Source organism: Winogradskyella sp. SYSU M77433 (genome assembly GCF_029911945.1).
Taxonomy (GTDB): Bacteria; Bacteroidota; Bacteroidia; order Flavobacteriales; family Flavobacteriaceae; genus Winogradskyella.
Map to the genome: position 1 here is coordinate 156,413 of NZ_JARYTG010000008.1, position 21,628 is coordinate 178,040.

At 32.3% G+C, this 21,628-nt stretch carries 25 protein-coding genes; 17 read left to right on the plus strand and 8 right to left on the minus strand.

Annotated elements, in window-relative coordinates; translation table 11 throughout:
- The first annotated feature begins 54 nt into the window (after positions 1-54).
- Entirely contained in the window at positions 55-441 is a 387-nt protein-coding gene (locus tag QGM60_RS15730; protein WP_281141207.1) for a hypothetical protein, read from the plus strand.
- Positions 442-629: 188 nt separating this feature from the next.
- Here QGM60_RS15730 and QGM60_RS15735 read toward each other — a convergent pair whose 3' ends face one another.
- Positions 630-1,184 carry a thioredoxin family protein gene (locus QGM60_RS15735; RefSeq protein ID WP_281141208.1) on the minus strand — a complete coding sequence of 185 codons (555 nt, stop codon included), beginning with the start codon at positions 1,182-1,184 and terminating at the stop codon, positions 630-632.
- Between the two features lie 35 nt (positions 1,185-1,219).
- Here QGM60_RS15735 and QGM60_RS15740 point away from each other — a divergent pair, with 35 nt between their 5' ends.
- Complete coding sequence (locus QGM60_RS15740; RefSeq protein WP_281141209.1) at positions 1,220-1,555, plus strand: tRNA-binding protein; 336 nt, start codon at positions 1,220-1,222, stop codon at positions 1,553-1,555.
- Between the two features lie 74 nt (positions 1,556-1,629).
- Here the strand turns inward: QGM60_RS15740 and QGM60_RS15745 are convergent, their stop codons facing one another.
- The gene (locus tag QGM60_RS15745) at positions 1,630-2,016 is read right to left on the minus strand and encodes a PUR family DNA/RNA-binding protein (protein ID WP_281141210.1); all 387 of its coding nucleotides are present in this window, start codon (positions 2,014-2,016) and stop codon (positions 1,630-1,632) included.
- Positions 2,017-2,079: 63 nt separating this feature from the next.
- Positions 2,080-3,837: an ABC transporter ATP-binding protein gene (locus tag QGM60_RS15750; protein ID WP_281141211.1), complete on the minus strand. Its 1,758-nt coding sequence runs from the start codon at positions 3,835-3,837 to the stop codon at positions 2,080-2,082.
- Positions 3,838-3,968: 131 nt separating this feature from the next.
- Between QGM60_RS15750 and QGM60_RS15755 the strand changes: the two genes are divergently transcribed.
- The 4 genes from QGM60_RS15755 to yajC all read left to right on the plus strand — a co-directional run bounded on the left by QGM60_RS15755 (position 3,969) and on the right by yajC (position 7,098).
- Positions 3,969-5,072 (plus strand): Glu/Leu/Phe/Val dehydrogenase, encoded by a 1,104-nt coding sequence (locus QGM60_RS15755; protein ID WP_281141212.1) that lies wholly within the window; start codon positions 3,969-3,971, stop codon positions 5,070-5,072.
- A 140-nt stretch (positions 5,073-5,212) separates the two neighbouring features.
- Positions 5,213-6,124: a transcription antitermination factor NusB gene (nusB, locus tag QGM60_RS15760; protein WP_281141213.1), complete on the plus strand. Its 912-nt coding sequence runs from the start codon at positions 5,213-5,215 to the stop codon at positions 6,122-6,124.
- 118 nt (positions 6,125-6,242) lie between these two features.
- A complete protein-coding gene (locus QGM60_RS15765) occupies positions 6,243-6,797 on the plus strand; it encodes a DUF1573 domain-containing protein (RefSeq protein ID WP_281141214.1) in 555 nt (184 codons plus the stop codon).
- Between the two features lie 10 nt (positions 6,798-6,807).
- On the plus strand, positions 6,808-7,098 hold the full coding sequence (gene yajC, locus QGM60_RS15770; protein WP_281141215.1) for a preprotein translocase subunit YajC: 291 nt from the start codon (positions 6,808-6,810) through the stop codon (positions 7,096-7,098).
- 55 nt (positions 7,099-7,153) lie between these two features.
- Here yajC and QGM60_RS15775 read toward each other — a convergent pair whose 3' ends face one another.
- The gene (locus QGM60_RS15775; protein WP_281141216.1) at positions 7,154-7,750 is read right to left on the minus strand and encodes a YdeI/OmpD-associated family protein; all 597 of its coding nucleotides are present in this window, start codon (positions 7,748-7,750) and stop codon (positions 7,154-7,156) included.
- Positions 7,751-7,785: 35 nt separating this feature from the next.
- Entirely contained in the window at positions 7,786-8,367 is a 582-nt protein-coding gene (locus QGM60_RS15780; protein WP_281141217.1) for a non-canonical purine NTP diphosphatase, read from the minus strand.
- A gap of 63 nt (positions 8,368-8,430) precedes the next feature.
- Here QGM60_RS15780 and QGM60_RS15785 point away from each other — a divergent pair, with 63 nt between their 5' ends.
- From QGM60_RS15785 to QGM60_RS15805, 5 genes are all read left to right on the plus strand, one after another.
- Positions 8,431-10,593, plus strand: a complete 2,163-nt coding sequence (locus QGM60_RS15785) for a prolyl oligopeptidase family serine peptidase (protein ID WP_281141218.1) — start codon at positions 8,431-8,433, stop codon at positions 10,591-10,593.
- Between the two features lie 111 nt (positions 10,594-10,704).
- Positions 10,705-11,655 carry a DUF4421 family protein gene (locus tag QGM60_RS15790; protein WP_281141219.1) on the plus strand — a complete coding sequence of 317 codons (951 nt, stop codon included), beginning with the start codon at positions 10,705-10,707 and terminating at the stop codon, positions 11,653-11,655.
- 126 nt (positions 11,656-11,781) lie between these two features.
- Positions 11,782-12,081: a ribosome-associated translation inhibitor RaiA gene (gene raiA / locus QGM60_RS15795; RefSeq protein WP_281141220.1), complete on the plus strand. Its 300-nt coding sequence runs from the start codon at positions 11,782-11,784 to the stop codon at positions 12,079-12,081.
- Positions 12,082-12,265: 184 nt separating this feature from the next.
- On the plus strand, positions 12,266-13,294 hold the full coding sequence (locus QGM60_RS15800) for an AraC family transcriptional regulator (RefSeq protein WP_281141221.1): 1,029 nt from the start codon (positions 12,266-12,268) through the stop codon (positions 13,292-13,294).
- Positions 13,295-13,330: 36 nt separating this feature from the next.
- A complete protein-coding gene (locus QGM60_RS15805; RefSeq protein WP_281141222.1) occupies positions 13,331-13,759 on the plus strand; it encodes a BLUF domain-containing protein in 429 nt (142 codons plus the stop codon).
- 10 nt (positions 13,760-13,769) lie between these two features.
- Here QGM60_RS15805 and rlmH read toward each other — a convergent pair whose 3' ends face one another.
- On the minus strand, positions 13,770-14,243 hold the full coding sequence (gene rlmH / locus QGM60_RS15810) for a 23S rRNA (pseudouridine(1915)-N(3))-methyltransferase RlmH (protein WP_281141223.1): 474 nt from the start codon (positions 14,241-14,243) through the stop codon (positions 13,770-13,772).
- Between the two features lie 92 nt (positions 14,244-14,335).
- Here rlmH and nadC point away from each other — a divergent pair, with 92 nt between their 5' ends.
- Positions 14,336-15,193 carry a carboxylating nicotinate-nucleotide diphosphorylase gene (nadC, locus tag QGM60_RS15815; protein WP_281141224.1) on the plus strand — a complete coding sequence of 286 codons (858 nt, stop codon included), beginning with the start codon at positions 14,336-14,338 and terminating at the stop codon, positions 15,191-15,193.
- 27 nt (positions 15,194-15,220) lie between these two features.
- Positions 15,221-16,177: a YihY/virulence factor BrkB family protein gene (locus QGM60_RS15820; RefSeq protein ID WP_281141225.1), complete on the plus strand. Its 957-nt coding sequence runs from the start codon at positions 15,221-15,223 to the stop codon at positions 16,175-16,177.
- Here QGM60_RS15820 and QGM60_RS15825 read toward each other — a convergent pair.
- Complete coding sequence (locus QGM60_RS15825) at positions 16,174-16,908, minus strand: LytTR family DNA-binding domain-containing protein (protein WP_281141226.1); 735 nt, start codon at positions 16,906-16,908, stop codon at positions 16,174-16,176. The two genes, QGM60_RS15820 and QGM60_RS15825, sit on opposite strands and share 4 nt — an antisense overlap.
- Position 16,909: 1 nt before the next feature.
- The gene (locus QGM60_RS15830; RefSeq protein ID WP_281141227.1) at positions 16,910-18,982 is read right to left on the minus strand and encodes a tetratricopeptide repeat protein; all 2,073 of its coding nucleotides are present in this window, start codon (positions 18,980-18,982) and stop codon (positions 16,910-16,912) included.
- A 158-nt stretch (positions 18,983-19,140) separates the two neighbouring features.
- Between QGM60_RS15830 and QGM60_RS15835 the strand changes: the two genes are divergently transcribed.
- The 4 genes from QGM60_RS15835 to QGM60_RS15850 are packed head-to-tail and all read left to right on the plus strand — an operon-like array spanning position 19,141 to position 21,574.
- A complete protein-coding gene (locus QGM60_RS15835; RefSeq protein ID WP_281141228.1) occupies positions 19,141-19,566 on the plus strand; it encodes a hypothetical protein in 426 nt (141 codons plus the stop codon).
- Between the two features lie 18 nt (positions 19,567-19,584).
- Complete coding sequence (locus QGM60_RS15840; protein WP_281141229.1) at positions 19,585-20,460, plus strand: tetratricopeptide repeat protein; 876 nt, start codon at positions 19,585-19,587, stop codon at positions 20,458-20,460.
- A gap of 50 nt (positions 20,461-20,510) precedes the next feature.
- The gene (locus QGM60_RS15845) at positions 20,511-21,026 is read left to right on the plus strand and encodes a hypothetical protein (protein ID WP_281141230.1); all 516 of its coding nucleotides are present in this window, start codon (positions 20,511-20,513) and stop codon (positions 21,024-21,026) included.
- Between the two features lie 14 nt (positions 21,027-21,040).
- Entirely contained in the window at positions 21,041-21,574 is a 534-nt protein-coding gene (locus QGM60_RS15850; RefSeq protein WP_281141231.1) for a hypothetical protein, read from the plus strand.
- Positions 21,575-21,628: the final 54 nt, after the last annotated feature.

Genomic DNA, 21,628 nt, shown 5'->3' on the forward strand with positions numbered 1-21,628 from the left:
ACCATCTGAAATATAGGTTGGTAACTTTGGGTTATAATCTTAAATATTTTAATTATGAAAACTATTTTTTTATTGCCATTGTTTGTTTTTGCAAGCTTATTTATGACTGACAACACTTTTGAAAATCAGGCGATTGTTTCCGAAACGGAAGTCTATCCTGTGGAGTACGATGTGTGTATTCAATTAGTGGATAATCAAGGAAATCCTACCACTAATAATGATATACAAGGTTATGCGGCTTACGATTACCAAACTGGAAGTTATGTATATCCAGGACGCTACGATGCGGATTGCTTTTACGGTTTAGCAGAAGGCACCTACCGTTTTGATTCTTACCAAGGGTATTTCTGTGGTACTTCTTCTGAAGTTGTGACTTTATCAAGCGATTTGGAAAACGAAGATGGAGTTATTGTTATAGAATTAACCTTATGGTGTGAGTAAGCATTTTGCTTCACACTTTTGATATTGGAGAGGGTTTTGGGATTCATCTGAGTAATACTGTCATTCTGAATTTATTTCAGAATCTAAAAATTAAGAACTTTACGTAGTCAAATAGGTACAAACTTCTATGATATTTCGACTGCGCTCAATATGACAGCGTAAGGGATAAAACCAAACCCCTCTCTTTTTTATTTCCATTTTATATTACAACCCATACTTGGCTTTTGATTCTCATCAATTGGTTGATTATTGATTAAAGCCTCTATAGCTCCACGTAAATCTTTTCCTGTAACAGGAATGTCACTCTTAGGACGCGAATCATCTAACTGACCTACGTAAACCAATTTTAAATCTTCATCGAATAAGAAAAAATCTGGAGTACAAGCTGCGTCATAAGCTTTAGCAACGTCTTGGGTTTGGTCGTATAGATAAGGGAAGATATAATCGTTTTCAATAGCGTTTTTCTTCATCAACTCAGGTCTATCTTGTGGATAGTTCTCAACATCATTACTAGAAATTGCTATGCAGTTTACGCCTTTTGAAATATAGTCTTTTGCCAACTTAGATAACTGATCGCTCACATGGATAACATACGGACAGTGATTACAGATAAACATCACTAGCGTTCCGGTAGTACCTTTGAGTTCGTCTAAAGATTTTTTGGTGTCATCAATGGTGTCTACAAGTTCAAAATTTGGAGCTTTTGTGCCTAAAGGCAACATGTTAGATGGAGTCAATGCCATTATGTGAATTTTGTTTTATTTGTTAGTTTTGTTGAATGGATAATATAACAACATTTGAAGACTTTACAAAGGTAGATTTACGCATAGGAACCATTATTGAAGTTAATGATTTCCCGAAGGCTAACCGACCAGCATATCAACTTACTATAGATTTTGGGGATTTGGGTATAAAGAAATCCTCGGCACAAATCACCACACAATATCAAAAGGAAGATTTGCTTCACAGACAAATTGTGGCTGTGGTGAACTTTCCTAAAAAGCAAATTGCCAATTTTATGAGCGAATGTTTAGTAGTGGGAGCTGTAAAAGAGAAGGATGTGTTTTTATTGCATCCAGAATCTAAAGTTAAAAACGGATCAACCGTATCGTAAACTTTTAAAAACATTGGAAAACAAAAAAGCCACTACTTCTGTAATGGCTTTTTTGTTATTTTGAGTTATAGTTTTTAGATATCGTCAAAGCTAATATCTGTAAAACTATCAGTTCCTTTAGTACTTTCAGAAGCACTAGCTTCAGTTTCAAAATTATCTTCGCGTTTAAAATCTTTTTGGTGACGCTCACTGATAACTTCTTCTCCTTTTTCGTTGATGATGTAGTCGGTCATTTCAGTTAAAATGTCTCTAAACTCGAAGAAATCTTCTTTGTAAAGATAAATTTTATGCTTCTTGTAATGGAAAGACCCATCGTCGTTAGTAAATTTTTTACTTTCTGTAACTGTTAAGTAGTAATCTCCCGCCTTAGTCGCTCTAACATCAAAGAAATAAGTTCTTCTACCTGCACGTAGTACTTTTGAGTATATTTCTTCTTTGTCCATCGTTTCATAGTCGCTCATAAGTCAATCTTTTTTTTAAATTTAAAGCCAAAAATCTAAAAAAAAAGTAAAGTAACCAACAAATTATAGCATTTCTTTTTCAGAGAGTTGTTTGGTGTATAATTCTTTGTAGTAACCATCTGAATTGATGAGTGTATTGTGATTACCGCTCTCAATTATTTTTCCATCATCTAAGACAATAATATGATCTGCGTTTTTAGCAGAAGACACACGATGGCTTACAATAATGGTCGTTTTGTCTTTAGTAAGCTTCACTAAATTCTTAAGAATTTTCTCTTCAGTTTCGGTATCTACAGCAGAAAGACAGTCGTCAAACAATAAAATATCTGGATGCTTTATAATCGCTCTGGCAATAGATACACGTTGCTTTTGTCCACCAGAAAGCGTAATACCCCGTTCACCAAGAATAGTGTCATAACCTTTGGTAAATTTGATGATGTTTTTGTGAACTCTGGCATTTTTAGCTGCTTCAATAACTTCTTCGTCTGTGGCATCTTCCTTACCAAACTTAATATTGTTTTTAATGGAATCTGAAAATAAGAAGGCATCTTGTGGCACGTAGCCAATACTTTCTCTTAGACTATACAGGTTGAGTTTAGAAATAGAGGTGTTGTCAACCAAAAGTTCACCATTTTCAATATCGTAAAGACGACCAATTAAATCGAGAATAGTGGATTTACCTGAACCAGTTTTTCCTAAAACCGCTAGTGTTTCACCAGATTTTAATTTGAAGCTTACATCTTTTAAAGCCGTAATATTGGTATCTGGATAGGTGAATGATACATTTTTAAATTCAATATCTCCTTTTATAGGAGTAAGCTCGTTATTGTGATTTTTTATATCAGGATCGGTTTTTAGGAATTCGTTAATACGTTCTTGTGAAGCTTCAGCCTGTTGTACCAAAGAAGTTACCCAACCCACAGTTGCTACTGGCCATGTTAGCATATTAACGTAGATAATGAACTCTGCTATAGTACCAATATTTTCAATCTTACCGTTGATATATTGCATACCACCAACATAGATCACAATTAAGTTACTAATACCTATAAGTAATACCATCAATGGAAAAAACAAGGCTTGTACTTTGGTAAGATCGATTTGCTTTTCTCTGTTTTGATTCGATAGATCTTCAAACTCTACATTGGTTCTAGGTTCAATACCGTAAGATTTTATCACTGAAATACCACTGAAAGCTTCTTGTGTGTAAGTAGATAGCGTAGAAAGTGATTGTTGTACTATGGTACTTCGCTTGTTAATCATTCGGCTTAACTTGTATATCGTTATGGATAATACAGGTAACGGAATCAATGTGTATAAGGTTAGGGAAGGAGCTGTGTTAATCATGTAAATCAATGCCACCACAAAAAGTGTAATAGTGTTCATGGTGTACATAATAGCTGGCCCAACGTACATACGGACTTTACCAACATCCTCACTAATTCGGTTCATTAAATCACCTGTTCTGTTGGATTTGTAGAAGTTTAAAGATAGAATTTGATAATGCTGGTAGATTTCATTTTTAAGATCAAACTCAATATATCTAGAAACATTAATGATGGTTTGTCGCATAAGAAACGTAAAAATTCCTGCAACAACAGCCGCACCAATAAGGTACAGAATGTTAATCATTAATTCACTTCTAAAGACTTCTTCGGTAATTTTTCCGTTTAATCTATCAGAAACGACATTAATAGATGCACCAACTAATCTTGGTGTAAATAATGCAAATATTTTAGCTACTATGGTGATAACGATACCAATAATTAAGCTGTATTTGTACTTTAAAAAATATTTATTGAGATGCTTTAGTGCCTTCATGTTGTATTTGGTCGGTCAAAAGTATTACGATAATCTTATTTTACAGTTAATATTTTGCTAATCCTTTATTAATAATTTACTTTTGCACGCTGTTTTTTGTTATATTAAAAACAGCCTTAAATCAAATGATAATGACTTCAGAAATTATTACATCAAAAGAGCTAAAAAAAATGGATCCTGTTTTTGGACAACATTCTTTTGATGATCATGAGCAAATTGTTTTTTGCAATGACAAAGATACTGGATTAAAAGCTATAATCGGTATTCATAATACAGTTTTAGGACCTGCTTTGGGAGGTACTCGAATGTGGAACTATGCTAGTGAGTGGGAAGCCCTCAATGATGTATTGCGTTTATCTAGAGGAATGACTTTTAAGTCAGCGATTACAGGTTTAAACCTTGGAGGTGGTAAAGCTGTAATTATAGGAGATGCTAAAACACAAAAAACGCCAAAATTAATGAAGCGTTTTGGTGAGTTTGTTCATTCTTTAAATGGAAAATACATCACAGCAGAAGATGTGGGTATGACTACTGAAGATATGGATACTGTAAGAGAAGTAACCCCTTACGTAACTGGTATTTCAGAAAGTAAAGGTGGTGCTGGTAACCCTTCACCAATAACTGCTTATGGAGTTTTTATGGGAATGAAAGCTGCAGCGAAGTTTAAGTTTGGTTCAGATATCTTAGAAGATAGAAATGTATTTGTTCAAGGTATTGGGCACGTAGGTGAAGCTTTGGTTGAGCATTTGGTAAATGAAGGAGCTAACGTTACTATTTCTGATATTAGCCAAGAGCGTTTAGAAGAAGTTCGTTCTAAGTTTGGAGTAACCATTTACGGAGGAGATGATCTTTATAGTGAGCGCATGGATATTTATGCACCTTGTGCTTTAGGAGCTACTATAAATGATGAAACTATAGATAAAATTCAAGCTAGAATCATCGCTGGTGCTGCTAATAACCAGTTAGAAGATGAGAAAAAACACGGCAGAATTTTACAAGAAAAAGGTATTGTTTACGCACCAGATTTTTTAATAAATGCTGGTGGTATTATTAATGTTTACGCAGAATTGGAAGGTTATGATAAGCCAGAAATTATGCGTAAAACAGAAAATATTTACAATACAACTTTAGAAATTTTAGATAATGCTAAAGTGAACAACATTACAACACAAACAGCAGCAATGAATATTGCTAGAGAGCGTATTGAAACACGTAAAAGAGAAAACTCTAAATAGGAGTGATTTAATTTTTATTTCAGAATTAAATAATAGTATTTTTGCAAGGTGAGTTTAGGCTCACCTTTTTTAATCATAAATAATTAAATATAGTATAGTTCTTAGACATGCTTAACCGAAGACATATCCGAATAAAAGTGATGCAATCATTATACGCTTTCAAAGGCTCAGAAAGTGATGATTTTAAAAAAGATGAAAAGTTTTTACGTCACAGTTTAGATAGCATGTATGATTTATACATCTCAATATTGGCTTTACTTATCGAGATTCATAAGAAAAGTAAAGATTACAATACCAAACTGCAGAATAAAATCTTAGGATCGGCTTCAGATAAAAATCCGAGTACAAAGTTTCAGAATAACGAGATCTTAAATCTTTTGAGCAGTAATAAGATGCTTCAAGAGGCAATATCTAAAAGAAAACTCAATTTTTGGGATTTAGATTTTGAGTATGTAGATATTCTTTTTAAGGAAATTATCAATAGTGAACTCTATAAAGATTATTTAGCTGAAAAAGATTCTTCATATAAGAAGGATAAACATTTTATTCTAGATGTTTATACTGAAATCATAGCACCAAACGAGAAGTTGTATGATTATTTTGAAGACAAGCGTCTTACTTGGGTAGATGATTTACCTGTAGTAAATACGGCTTTGATTAAAGTTTTAAGAAAATTAAAACTTACGTCTCCAGAAACACACTTGTTACCAGATCTATACAAGGATGACGATGATATGGAGTTTGCTAGCGAGTTATTTAAAAGAACATTTCTCAATTCCTCTAAATATGCTGAAGAAATAGCAGGAAAAACAACCAATTGGGACAGTGAGCGTTTAGCGAGTTTAGATGGTGTGTTGTTAAAGATGGCATTGTGTGAGTTTCAGAAGTTTCCGTCTATTCCTTATAAGGTAACCATCAACGAATATCTAGAAATAGCTAAGGAATATTCTACACCAAAAAGTAGCTTATTCTTAAACGGTATTCTAGATAAAATCGTTAAAGAATACCAATCTAAAAACATTCATCAAAAAGTAGGTAGAGGCTTAATGTAAGCCAATATTGATTTTGGCAATTTGTTAACATCAGCTTAAAAGTTTTAATTCGATGAAATTATTACTAAATTTGGTGGCTTAACAAGAATTAGTAACACTTAATTAAAAAAATTCAATAATGAAAAAAGTAATTTTAGGACTTAGTGCATTATGTATGGTAGCTTTTACATCTTGTAAAGATGATGCCGCTAGTAAAGTAAAATCAGAGAATGTAGCAGTAGCTGCTGAGAGAGATGCAAACGCTGGTGATTTACCATCAATTTCTTTTGATAAGACAGAGCACGATTTTGGTACTATTGAAAACGGAACTCCTGTAGAAACTACATTTAAATATACAAACACTGGTAACTCTATGTTAGTAGTAAGTAATATTAAAAGTACTTGTGGATGTACAGTACCATCTAACTGGACTAAAGAAGTTGCTCCAGGTGAAACAGGTGAGTTTACTGTAAAGTTTAATGGAAAAGGAAACGGTAATAAAGTTTCTAAATCTATTACAATGACTACAAATACAGAAAAAGGTAAAGAAGTAGTAAAAATCACAGCTTTTGTTGAGAAAGATCCAAATGCACCAGCAAGAACAGCTCCAGCAACTACTGGAACAAACCCACTTGCTACACCAGCAGTAAAATCTTCGACTCAACCAGGTCACGAAGGACATAACCACGATTAATTAGTATTTGATGGGAGACTTAGGAAATTTTTTACCATTAATTGCCGTATTAGCTGTAATGTATTTTCTTATGATAGCACCTCAAATGAAGCGTGCTAAGCAAGAAAAGAAATTTGCAAGTGAATTAAAACGCGGTGACCGTGTTATTACCAAAAGTGGTATGCATGGTAAGGTTGTAGATTTAAACGAAAAGGATAACAGCTGTGTTATTGAAACTTTAGCTGGGAAAATCAAATTCGATCGTTCTGCAATCTCAATGGAAATGAGTAAAAAACTAAACGCACCAGCTACAACAAAGTAGTAAGGTCGTTCATATAAAAATAAAAAAGCCACTCTGCACAGAGTGGCTTTTTTATTTAGCAGTTTTTGTACTTATCGTGTAACCCCTTGCTTTCTAAAATCATTGGAATTATTTTTTCTAACCTCCTAATTTTGGTAGCTTCTCTTTTGGCTTCAGAAATGTGTTCGCAATATTCACGTTGATGTGAGGGAGAAAGTTTATCAAAGGCCTGTTTTAGATCTTTTTTGGTTTTAAGTTCGTTTTTTAATTCGGCAGGGATGACAACTGTTTTGGTTCGTTTTGGTTTTATTTCTTTACCTAAACGCTGATTTTCTAGGGATTCTTTAACGTAGTCTAAAACTAAATCAGGATTAATCTCACTTATAGAAGTAAAACGCATTTGTCGTAACGCTTTGGTTTTGCCTTCTTGTGCGTTCATGAGGATATTATGTTCATCTTTAAGGAAAACGCCATTAAAAAACCAAATGCAAAAATGATGTTTAAAAGCTCCTAGACCAAGCACATTTTTTCCATTCAAGCAATACACAGGCGCTCCCCATTTTAGGGTTTCTTCTAATTCGGTTTTAAGAACAATATCTCGTAATACGCTTATTTCTTTCGCCCAATGGTTGTGCTTTTCAATGTAAGCTTCAACCGAATCAATTTTTGCCATCTTTTAAAGTTTTTATAAGCTTAAATTACGGATTTTTATTCACTTAAGTTTTCTAAGTAATTTACAAGCATACTAACAGCCTTGCCTCGGTGACCAATTTTATTCTTTTCTTCTAAAGATATTTCAGCAAAAGTTTGTGTATAACCTTCGGCTTTAAAAATGGGATCGTAACCAAAACCTTTTTCGCCATGCTTCTCTGAGGTGATTTCACCTTTACAAATTCCAGTAAACGATTTTAGTTTGCCATTAAGATGCAATGCAATAACGGTTTTAAATTGAGCCTTCCTATTGGGTTTGTTTTGCAGTGCAGATAAAAGTTTATTCATATTATCCTCAGCATTGCGTTGAGGTCCAGCGTATCTCGCAGAGTACACTCCTGGTTCGCCATTTAGAGCATCTACTTCTAAACCTGTGTCGTCTGCAAAACAATCATAACCGTAATTATTTTTTATATATTCTGCTTTTTGAATAGCATTACCTTCAATTGTAGGTTGGGTTTCGGGTATGTCTTCATTGCAGCCAATATCACTTAGACTTAGTAATTCTATATGGTTTGGCACTAAGGCCTGAACTTCTTTTAGTTTGTTAAGATTATTTGTTGCGAAGACGAGTTTCATGATATAGTTTTTATAACTTAAAAATAGATTTATATTTAAGCATTCAAAAATAAAAATATATCGATGAAGAATACTCTTTTTATAGTGTTGGTGCTATTTGTAATTTTTAATTGTAGTGCTCAAAAAAAATATAAGTATCCAGAAACTCCAAAAGATTCTTTTATAGATATATATTTTGATGATAAAATATACGATCCATATCAATGGATGGAAAACTCAGAGGATTCTAGGTTAAATAATTGGCTAAACACTCAAAATAGGCTAACAGAAAGGGAAACTGATAAATATTTAGATAAGTGGACATTGCGAAGTCAAATAGGTTCTATGTACTATGACGTAAAATATGATGAGAGCCATAGCTACATGAAAAAAAATGATAGTTTAAAGGGCAAATATATTTTTAAGTATAGAAAAAGTTCTACTAAAAGATCATTAGATCTGCTTTACAAGCGAAGAGGTAGTGAACTTAACTTTAACAAACTTTTTAATATAAAGGATTATACACCTGATAAAAACAGTCATATTGATATAACCAACACTTATGTTAATGAAGACTATGATTTAATAGCTATTGAGATATCAAATAATGGAAGTGACTGGAGGGAAATCTATTTTTTTAACTTGATTACAGGAGAACAATTTGAGCATAAACTTAAAAATATAAGGATTTCTAGTAGTTGTATTTGGTTAAAAGAAGCATTTGTCTATGACGCTTTTGATACACCTGAAAAAGGACGAGAATTGTTAGATAAGGCCAAAGGACAGAAATTATATTATCATAATCTAACAGAATCACAGTCTGAAGATAAACTACTTTACCAGAATCCAGATGTAACAGGTACTAATTCGTTTAGGTTTTCTAAAAGAGATGAAAAAATTATATTTCATCATTATCTAACTGTAAAAGGAAAAACCTATAGAGCTTTGTCTTTGGGTAATATTAGACCTGAGTCATTCTACCTTTCAAAATTTTTGATTTACCCGAATTCAAAAGAAATACAAATGACGGTCGAAGAATTAGAAGGTGATGTTGCTATACTTAACACAAATTGGGAAGCAAAAAATGGTAGAGTTTTAAAGGCTAACATAAATCAATTAAACCAAGTTTCAGAATTCATACCAGAGTATGATATTATGCTAAAAAACGTAAATAAATTAGGTAAGAATAAGTTAGCTTGTATTTATTTTTACAATGGTAAGGATGTAGCATTGATATTTAATTTAGAAGGTGAGTTATTACGAAGAATTGATTTTCCAGAGGGAAAAAAATTAAATTATTTGTATGAATCAAATGAGGACGTCACACATACAGATTTTAGTATTTCATCATTTTATCATCCTGACATTTGGTATCAATTATCTTTAGAGGATTTAACGTTCAAACCTGCTGGTACAACCTCTATACCATATGATGCTGAAAAGCTAGAGACTAAATATGTGACATATACTTCTAAGGATGGTACCGAAGTACCAATGTATATAACACATTTAAAGGGAGTAGAGCTAGATGAAAATAATCCAACTTTACTGTATGGGTACGGAGGTTATGGTGTTACGGTTGAGCCTAGATATGATCAATCACAGACTTTATGGTTATTACATGGCGGTGTTTTAGCTGTACCAAATATTAGAGGTGGTGGTGCTAAAGGTAACGAATGGGCATTGGCAGGTAGACGTTTAAACAAGCAAAAAGCTATAGATGATTTTATTAGTGCTGCTGAATTTTTAATTTCAGAAAAATATACAAATCCAGAAAAATTGGCCATTAATGGTGGCTCTCATGGAGGTATGTTAGTTGGTGCATCTATGATACAAAGGCCAGAATTATTCAAAGCTGTTATTGCTGAAGCAGGACCATTTGATATGTTGAGATTTGAAAAATATACGGTGGCTTCTGTTAATGTAAATTTGAATGAGTTTGGAAATACTGCGTTTGAAGAAGATTACTTTAATCTTAAATCTTATTCACCCTTACATAATATAAAAGAAGGTGTGAAGTATCCAAATTTACTTTTAATAACAGGATCAGATGACGATAGAGTTCCTCCTTTACATTCTTATAAATTTTTAGCAACGTTACAAGATAAGGGGAGTAATACTTCTCTGTATATATTGCATGTTGTAAATGGTTCTGGGCATGGAGGAGCAATTTCATCAGAAGAGTTTACTCAAAAAATATCTAAAAAATATTCTTTTTTATTCAATCAATTAGGAATTAGAATTTAAAGAGTTACTATTAAATAGTTATAATTTAAACATCATCAATAACCCTTAATCTAATTAGAGACTCTGAAATTAAAAGTATTATACATTGCTTTATTTTGTTTTTGTCCGGTTTTGGACTATGCACAAAACTTCAAAGATTTAGATTCATTGCTTATTGATAGAGATATTGATAACTATTCTATACGTTTTTTTACAAACTACAAGGTCAATAAATTTAGTGTTTTAAACTCATACTATGATGTTAAGTTTACACCAAATAATAGGCATGGTATAGGTTTTGGTGTCGCTAACAAAAAAATGATTTTAGATATAGGCTTCAATCTAAAAAACCCGAATAAAGAAGAAACTGCTAGGTTTGATTTTCAAGGTACTGCTATTATAAAGAAGAGAAATTATACTGACTTGTATATTCAATCGTATAAAGGTTTTCAAGCCAAAAATAACTTTGGTGAATCTTCAGTTTTTAGAGGAGATATGAGGTCTGTTAGTTTTGGTTTTAATTACTTGTATACTCTTGATGAAATAGAGTTTTCGTATTCACTGTTAAAGGCAGGTCTTTTAGATGAAGATGATAAAGATGTATTTATTACAGGCGGATTGGGTGTCTTTGGAATGTTTGATTATTTCTCATCGGATACAAGTGTGCTTTCAGAAATTGCGCTAGAGTATTTCAATGAACAAGCCGATATAAAACGTTACCAAGGAGTTACTGTTGGAGTAATGGGTGGTGCAATTTCTTATTTTAAGATAAAAGAAGATATAAGAGCTGCTGTAAATATAATGCCAGGTGTTGGTGTTATGAGCAAGAAAATTACATTACAAGATGGAGATTATAAACCAGAAAAACCAATACTTTATAAGTTGGATTTTTCGCTAGGTTTGGCATATCAACTAGATCGCTTATATGCTTGTTTAACCTATAATAACGGATTATATGCTACAGATTTTGGATATGATAACAACTACCGATTAAATATAGGTAATGCTAAGTTGGCCTTAGGCTACAGGTTAGGGCAGCCTAATAAAAAAAGAAAACTTAAACAAAGCCTGTTTGAGGAGTAAAATTTAAGTCTTTATTAATAAGTTTTTTGGTGAAATTTAATTCAAATTTATGATATTTATCACTCAAGATGCTGGTGTAAAATCGTATCTTAGATAAAGAGAATTAACAATATAAACACAATTATTATGACGGTAAATTTTGAATATGTGAATACAGATGTAAGTGAGACACTATCTGCTTTCACCGAAGAAAAATTAGGTAAATTGTTTAACAGATATGAATTTTTAATTAGTGCCACAGTTCGTTTTAAGCATGATGATAATTTACACAACGAAGGAAAGTTTTGTGATATTGAGTTGAGTCTTCCTGGTCCTCGAATTTTTGCCACTTCAAATAAAAGTAATTATGAAGTTGCGGTTAGGGAAACTATCAATGATTTAGAACGTCAACTAAAGAAACGCAAAGAAGTTTTTAAAACACATTAATTTAGAGCGCTAAGACGTTTAATATTAGAGGGTTTATTATTTTAATGTTTGATTGGGTTCATTCCTTAAAATAATAGACTCTCTTTTTTTGTGCTCAATCGATTCAAAATATTGATAATTTCGGTTTTAAAAACATGTTGCGTATATTAAATGCGTACCTTAGATAATAAATTAATAAAAATTAATGCCACAAGTAAAATCATCTGGAATTGACACTATAAAGGATTTATTAATTCTTTCTAATGCCATAGGCGATAAAGTTCATCGCGAAAAAAGTTCGTTGTACACCAACATCAATGAAGCTTATGGTAGTGGAGTGGTAACTGTTACCAAAATTTCTAAGGATATAACTAATCTGATGTTTGATGTAACATTAGATGATGAATTTGAATTATATCTTTCAGGGAATAATTCAAGCAGTATAGATTTTATTTATTGTTTGGAAGGTTCAGTGTCTCATAAATTTAAGAATGCTAAATCTTATGAACGTATAAATTTTAGACAAAATTCTATTATTAGTAGACCACCAAAAACTAAAAGCGTTTTAAAGTTTCCGGCAAACATACCTTTAAAAATTAGCATTACATCTTATACACCAGATAAGTATATAGACGACATATGCGAGACAGAATTAGAGCGCATGAGAGAAAAGGTTTTATACCTTATGTCTCAAATGTACCTAAGTCATGATTATAGGTATTTAGGAAGAATTTGCTTTAAAACAGCCACATTTGTACAAGAAGCTTTAAAATATTCTTTTCAAACATCTGCAGAAATTCTGTTTAAGGAAGCTGCAATACTAAATATTTTAGCTTCTCAGATCGATAGGCACGATAAAGACACTAAGAGTGATTTGTCAGAAGCGCCAATCCGTCAATCTGAAATAGATAAGATAATTGCACTAGAGAACTTTATATCCAATAATTTATCAGAAGATCTTTCTGTGAATCGTTTAATAAAGCTTTCTGGACTAAATGCTAGTAAATTACAAAAAGGCTTTAGCTACCTTTTTGATGATACTATCTGCAGTTATATAAAAGATAAAAGACTCGATAAAGCCGCTACACTAATTAGAGAAACAGATCTTAATGTTTCTGAAATAGTTTATAGCGTAGGTTTTTCGAGCAGAAGTTATTTTACCAAAATATTCTCAAAACGTTTTGGTATGTTACCATCTAAATGTATTAGTAATCCTGAATTGTTAATGGCCTAGTTTACTTCTTCACAGGCATATGTTTTTATTTAATTAATGTTTCATTCCATAATTTATAAGTCTACGGCCAAAGAAAGCTTTGTTCTATCAGAGATAGAAAATATGCTATTAAAAGCCAAAAAGCACAATAAGAGCCAAAATATTACAGGTTGTATTGTATATAGTGATCGTCAGTTTATTCAGATTATTGAAGGTCCAGAACAGCCCATAAAAGAGCTGTATGCAAGTATTAAAAATGACGAAAGACATTTTGATGTTAAGACACTAATAGAAACTAAAACCAAAAAAACTTTGTGGGACGATTGGTCTATGGCGTTTTATAATTTTGCTGGTAGTTCTGATCAAAATAAACACAGTAGAATTTTATTGGAATCTTATTTTGATAGAGCCAATGAAAATCAAAGTAATTCTGAGGTGCTCAGAGTTTTAAAATCTAATGTTTTAGAGTTATTAAGCGATAAGTAAATTAGAATGGTTATCTGTGATGGTAAGGTTCGTTTCTAAGAATGGTAAAGCCTCTATACAACTGTTCTATAAAGAATAGTCGTACCATTTGATGCGAAAAAGTCATTTTAGATAATCCTAATTTTCCATTAGCTCTGCTGTACACATCGTTTGAAAACCCATACGGTCCACCAATAACAAATATTAGAGTCTTAATTCCTGAGTTCATATGCTTTTGCAGGTAACTAGAAAATGCTACGGAATCCATCTGTTTTCCGTTTTCATCTAGGAGAATCAGGATATCTGAATTTTGTGTTTTTGCCAAAATAAGCTCACCTTCCTTTTCCTTTTGTTGGGCTTCTGAGAGGTTCTTCACATTTTTGATGTCAGGAATAATCTCAAATTCAAACTTAATGTAGAAGCTCAAGCGCTTTGAGTAATCTTCAATTAATGAGATAAGATTTTTATTGTCGGTTTTGCCAATGGCAATGAGTTTTATATTCATGCGTATAAAGTTATACTTTTTTATAATTTGGTATTTAGTTATTCAGATTTTAATCTTTCAATGCCTATTTTTACATTAAATAAGTTTACAAAATGATTTCTCAAGAACAATTCAATAAAGAAATAGAATTAATAATCTCTAATGCTATCCGTGAAGATGTAGGTGATGGCGATCATAGTTCGTTAGCATGTATACCAGCTTCAGCTGAAGGAAAAGCTAAACTTTTGGTAAAAGACGAAGGTGTCATCGCTGGTGTGGAATTTGCAAAACAAGTGTTTGCTTACGTTGATAAAGACATGAAGGTTGAGACTTTGATTGAAGATGGAAGTAAAGTGAAGTATGGAGATATCGCATTTTATGTGGAAGGAGCATCACAATCAATTTTAAAAGCTGAACGTTTAGTCTTAAATGCTATGCAACGCATGAGTGCGATTGCGACTAAAACAAAAAAGTATGTCGACTTATTAGAAGGTACAGGGACAAAGATTCTAGATACACGTAAAACTACACCAGGAATAAGAGCTTTGGAAAAATGGGCTGTGAAAATTGGTGGTGGTGAGAATCATAGATTTGCACTGTATGATATGATAATGTTAAAGGATAATCATATTGATTTTGCAGGAGGAGTATCTAAAGCCATAGAAAAGACAAAACAATATTTAAAGGATACTAACAGAGATCTAAAAATTATTGTCGAAGCAAGAGATTTAGGCGAAATAGAAGAGATTTTAAGTTGTGGCGGAGTCTACAGAATCCTTATCGATAATTTTAATTACGATGACACAAGAAAAGCTGTAAAGCTCATTGGTGATAAGTGCCTAACGGAATCTTCTGGAGGTATTACTGAAAAAACCATTAGAAATTATGCTGAGTGTGGTGTAGATTATATTTCATCTGGAGCTTTAACACATTCAGTTTATAATATGGATTTAAGCTTAAAAGCTGTCTAAAACCCAAAGTCTAGAATCTAATACTACATGACTAAACCTATTGAAGATAAATTAGAGAAAATACCAGTAGTTAATCTCCTTGTCCGTTTTTTTAAGGAAATTAAATTACCTGGTTTTGAAGGTTTATCAGTCTACGATTTGTTGGAATTGTATGGGTTGGGCATTTTTAAAGGAGCATTAACAACAAGAGCTAGTGCTATTGCTTTTAGTTTTTTTACTGCTATTTTTCCGTTTTTATTATTTGTGGTTATTGTGTTACCACATATTCCTATTGAAGGTTTTCCACAAGAGTTTGAAAGTTTTTTAAACTCATTTTTACCTCCACAAACATCGGAATTTTTCTTTGATAATATCTTTAAAGGCATCAGTAGTAATGCGAATGGTGGAATAATATCTTCTGTGTTTTTATTGTCTATATTTTTAATGGCTAATGGTGTTAATGCTGTTTTTTCAGGTTTTGAAAGTTCATATCATAGGCAGCTGTACAGAAATGTTTTTAAGCAATATATGTTTGCTCTAGGTATTGCTTTAATCCTTGCATTTTTATTATTGATAACTGTAGCTGTTTTTGGGTATTTTCAGATTTATATTATTAAACCTTTATATGAAAGTTTCAGTGGAGAAGCCTTTGAAGATGGCGACAAAGGTTTGGGCTGGATTCTGGTTGCAAAATATTTGTTCTTTGTTCTCATGGTATATTTAGCAACGGCTACATTGTATTATTTCGGAACAAAGGAAGGAAGACATTCAAAGTTCTTTTCTGTAGGTGCGTTGTTAACGACATTGCTCATCATGTTAACCTCATTCCTGTTTGGTGTTTATATAGAAAATTTTTCTCAGTATAATGAGCTTTACGGATCTATTGGAGCTTTATTGATATTGCTTTTGTATTTGTGGTTAAACTCTAATATTCTATTGTTGGGTTATGAGCTTAATGCATCGCTTCATTTTTTAAGGAAAGTGAATAAAGGTGAAAGTATTTAATCAAAACGTTTTAAAAACTCATCCTTCTTTCTTACAGAAATTGGTACTTGCGAGTCGTTAGACATTACAACGTAACTCTGTTTACCTTTATAATACTGCTTTACGTGATCTAAATTGATTAGGTGCGATTTGTGTGTTTTGAAAAAAATATTTTCGTCGAGCAAATCTTCGTAATATTTTATAGGTTTAGAAACCATAAGTTTATTATTACTCGTATAGATGTGAGTATAGCTTGTGTCTGCTTCTAGGTGAATGATATCATCAACTTTTAGTGTTTCAAAACCAGTTAATGAAGGAATGGTGATAACTTTCTTAGTGTTTGGCTTTAAGTTTTTAAACAAACTTTGAATTTGACTTTCTATATTTTTTGAATTTAAATCTTCCTTTAAACGGTTAATGGCTCCATCAAAATCATCTTTATCAATTGGCTTAAGCAGATAGTCAATAGCACTATACTTAAAAGCTTTTATGGCATAATTATCAAAAGCTGTGGTGAAGATTACTTTAAAGCTTACTTTGTCAATTTCCTGTAGAAAATTAAAACCCGTTTTATCATGAATTTGAATGTCTAAAAACACTAAATCAGGTTGCATTACCGGAACTACTTTTAGAGCTAAATCAACAGTATTACAAGTAGCCAAAACATCAAAAGTATTTGGGTGTTGCTCAATTAAATTTAGCACTCTTGCAGTACAGTGGTCTTCGTCGTCTATGATTATTGTTTTTATCATACTAATAAGCTAATTGCATAGGAAGTGAAACTTCAATTTTAGTGCCTTTTGTTTTATCAATTATTTTTATGTCTCCTTTTGTATTTTTTATTTTATTGATAATCTCAATTCTACTTTTTGTAATTGCCATACCCAAGGACTTCTTGTGTGTAGAACTACTAGAGGATTTTTCTCTACCAATGCCATTATCGTCTACACTACATATAAGCATGTTGTTTTGTGCCTTAAACGAAATAGTAATATGCCCTTCATCTTTTAAAGCTAAACCATGTATGATACTATTCTCAATAAACGGCTGAAGAATCATAGGAGGTACCAAAATATCATCAGGATCTAATGAAGTTTCTATATCTATTGTGTAGTTAAACTTGTTGTTAAAACGTTTACGTTCTATATCCATATAAGTTTTTAGGAGAGTAATATCTTCACTAAGTAAAATCTCTTTTTTTTCAGAATTTTCAAGAGTCATACGCATAAGTTTGGCAAACTTACTGAGGTAATCACTTGCAGCTTGTGTGTCGTTTTTCAAGATATAATCGCCAATGGAATTGAGGGAATTAAAAATAAAATGCGGATTCATTTGCGATCTTAATGCCTTTAGTTCTGTGTCGGATACTTTGGCATTAAATTCAGCCTCTTTAGATTTTAAAACAGCGTTTCGTTTTCTTCTGTAGAGTACAAAACCAATAACAGCAGCTGTAATAACACCACTACCTCCAATAACTGAGGCATTCTTAATGGATCTTTGACGTAAGATTTCAGTTTCTTTTATGGCTTGTTCTTTGTCGTGTAATGCAGTGAGTTCTGCTTCTTTTTTTTCGTATTCAAATTTTGATTCTAACTTAGCAATTTCTTCCTTTTTTTCTATGGATAAATAGGTGGCTTTAGTTTTCTGAGATTCATTCAAATTAAAATATGCAGATTTGTAATTATTTAACTGAACATTGACCTCGGCTAGTTTTTCGAGTATACTGGCTTTGCTTTTTAAATTGTCAATAGCATTAACATAATCCATAGCTTGTTCTAAGTAAAATTTAGCTTTTTGAAGTTTAGAATTATCAGAGTTAGCACTTTCTAGATAGGTTAACCCAATATTTTCATAGACAATAGCCAGGTTAAATGTGTTTTCTAAGTCTTCAAATAATTTTTTACTGCGTAAAAGATACGATAGGGCTTTGTCATAGTTTTTTAAGGTAATGTTTGCTATCCCAATGTTTACCAATGCACTAGCTATACCGTACTTGTGGTTGAGCTTAGTCATTATTTCTAGGGCTTTTTCGTAATTTTCAATAGCTAATTCAGACTTTTTTAAGTTGTCATAAGCATTTCCAATATTGGTTAATGTGTTTGCTCTTCCGAAGCTATTATTAGATTCTTCATAAATTTTTAATCCTCTGTTGTAATAGTTTAAGGCTAAATTATATTTTTCTAACCTAGAATATAAAATTCCAAGGTTAGTGATAACCTCTGCATGGCGGTCTGTGTCTGATTTTCCAATTCTCTCATATGTGGAAGACGCTTTTAGGTAGGTATTAATGGCTTCTGGGTACTTTGTAAGGTACATTTGGCTAGTTCCAATTCCGTTAAGCACAATAGCCATTAAAAGACTGTCTTTTTCTGTTTCAAAAATGTTAAGGGCTTTATCATAGCAGGTCATTGCATTAGAAAAGTCGGATTTATTAAAATAAAGTAACCCTTTATTAAACTCAAATTTCCCAACATCAATCCATTGTTTTTCTGAGTTAAGTATTGCAATGGCACTGTTATAAGCTTCTATAGCGAGAGAATCTTTAGCTAATTCCGTAAGGTTGTATGCTTTATACCTGTAAGCTAATGCCTCTTCTTTTTTCTCTCCTAGTTTTTTTGCAAGATAAATAGCTTTGTTAGAGTAGTTAACTCCTTCTTCAGGGGTTTCTAAATGTGCGTAATTGGCTAAATGGTTTAGTGTTTTTAACCTTTCAATATTATCTTCAGTTTTATGCCTTAGTTCCAGTTTCAAAGAATCTATAATACTGTTTTGAGATTGGCATAAAAAAGTAGCGAATAAAAAGAGTAAGGGTAAGTGTCTTTTCATTAAATCTTTAATTAATAGCTAGATAAAAATAATAATAATTATTAAAGGAAAAATAAAAACACGTTAATACACTCAAAGTCTACGATAATAAGTTGGTTATGGTTTTTACTGCATAGATGCAGTTATTTTATGCTCAGTTAATCCATATACCACAAATTATGAAATCAGTTATTAAACCTCAGCAAAATGGAGCCCTAATTCTTTCAATAATTTTATTAATACCAGTTTTGAGTTGGTCGCAAAAGCGAATAAAGCCACCAAGAAGAGAATCTAAGGTTGAAAGTGTAGACTTGTTTGTAAACAAATCATTTGATTTATACCACAAAGTTTTTGTTTATGACAGTTTAGTAAAACAAGGTGTAGAGGTGCCCGTTGAAATAGAAGATGAACTTACAGAAAGAGCTGAACGAGATATTGATAGCTTATGGAGTATTGCCCCAGATATTGTTGATGATATTAGTTACGCTCCTTTTATGAGACAAGCAAAAGCTACTTTAAATATGAATAAAGCTAAGAAGGTATTGAAATTCTGTGCTGTTACAGTTAAGACATATTTTGTAGGCACTAAAGAGGATGAAGAATAAATATTAAAATTTTTAGATATGAAAAATCTAAACACATTTATAATTCTCTTCCTTTTTGGTGTCACTACAGGGCAGGCTCAAAATTATAAGGATTCCTTTAAATCTGATATTTGCGATTGCCTAACGCAAGAAAAGCTTAAACGTAGACTTACAGAGAATACATATAATACGTGCTATAAGCAAACATTACCGAATTATGCGGCGCAAATTGATGCTCAGATAGTTGAAGAAGATGTAAGCCAAAAGTTTTACAAAGGTCAGCTAGCTCGAAAGGAACTTTTACAATCTTTTAAATATGAATTGGTCTATAGTTGTGATACTTATTACGAATTTTTAGAAGGTTTAAGAGTAAGTAGAAGATTGATAGCAGCTGAGCAAGTTAAAGAAGGAGACCTAGAGTCATATAATCAACAAGTGGCATTAACACCTAATGCCGTCACTTATTTCATGAGAGCCCAACTTCAATTTAAACTAGGAAATCTCAAAGAGGCCGAATCTGATATTGATAAAAGCATAGAAGTTAATCCAAACAAAGAAAATGTTAAATCACTAAGGAGCGAGCTCCTATTGCTAGGCTGGATTTACGAAGAACAAAACAGATTTAATGATGCTATAACAGTCTATGACAAAATTTATTTAGGTGATTATGATACCGAAATTTTAATCTTAAGGGCTCTTGCGGATAGAAAGTCAGGAGGAACAGCTCCTGTAAAACCAGAAACTTCTGATGCCAACATTCAAGTTAAAAAGGATAAGGCTTCAAGTCGTAGAACTAGAGCAGATTCAAAGAAATCAACTAAAGGATCTGCTTCAGTAAAAACAAGAGGCTCAAATACTGTTACTAAGAAAAAAGATACAGCATCTCTTAGAAAATTATTCAAAATGGACGATTGAACAAATTAAACTTCAATTAAAATATCATTAATCAATTTAAATTTTAAAATATGAAAATCAATTATTTATCTATTGCTTTATTAGCGTTTTTATTTTCGATGTCTCTTCAAGCTCAGGATTTGTCCGAGCCAGGTAAATTAGGTGTAGGTTTAGCCTCTTCTTATCCAGCTTACGGACTAAGTGCAAAGTACAATTTTACGGAAAACCATGCGGCTCAGGTCATTGTCGGAGGTGCATCTTATGGGTTTGGATCAAGTTCATTTGCTATGTCAGGAAGGTATCTTTATAACTTTCAGGAAAAAGGAGATTCATTTATTTATAGACCATATGCATATGGGCAATTAGGATACTTTACTGTTAAGTATGAGTTTTTAGGCTATTCGGAATCATTTAATACCATTTCATTTGGAGTAGGTGGAGGCGTAGAGTTTACAATTCCAAATTTTGTTGAAGGCTTGGCTTTTAATGCAGAGTTAGGATACGTTGGCGGGTCTTTTGATGATGGTGTTGGTACTTATGCAGGTTTTGCATATGGTGCAGGTATACATTATTATTTTAATCTCTAATGTCACAGTAAATTATGAAAAAGATATTTTGTTTATTCGCAATGTCAATATCGCTTTTAGCTTGTAGTGTAAGTGATAACTCTGATGGTGATAGTAATCCAAGTGGAACTTTCGTTTCTGCAAAAGTGAATGGTAGTAATTTTTTAGCAGACTTAGGATTAAGTGGAATATCCGCACAACTATATGAGAATAATTCGGTTTTTGCATTTGGTTTGGCTGCTGTAGATTATGAAGGTGGAAATAATGCTAGTACAATTGGTATTACATTTGGCGGCATTGATTTTGGATCAGTTATAGATGGTTTTGAGGTCTTTGGTGACGGTCAGGACTTTTATGTGTCAGGTCAGTATGCTGCATCAATTAACGGTAATTCATCTGGAGGTGCATCAGATGAAAATACCTATCTAAAAATATCATCTATAGATAAAGTAAATCAAGTGATATCTGGTGAGTTTAGTTTTGTGGCTATAGATAACGATAATCCAGATGTCACTTACTCAGTAAGTGAAGGTACTTTTAATAATGTATCTTATACTATTGAGAATTAATTAAAATCATAAAACAATAGTTAGTTGCTTTTTTAAGTGTTGAAAAACCATCTC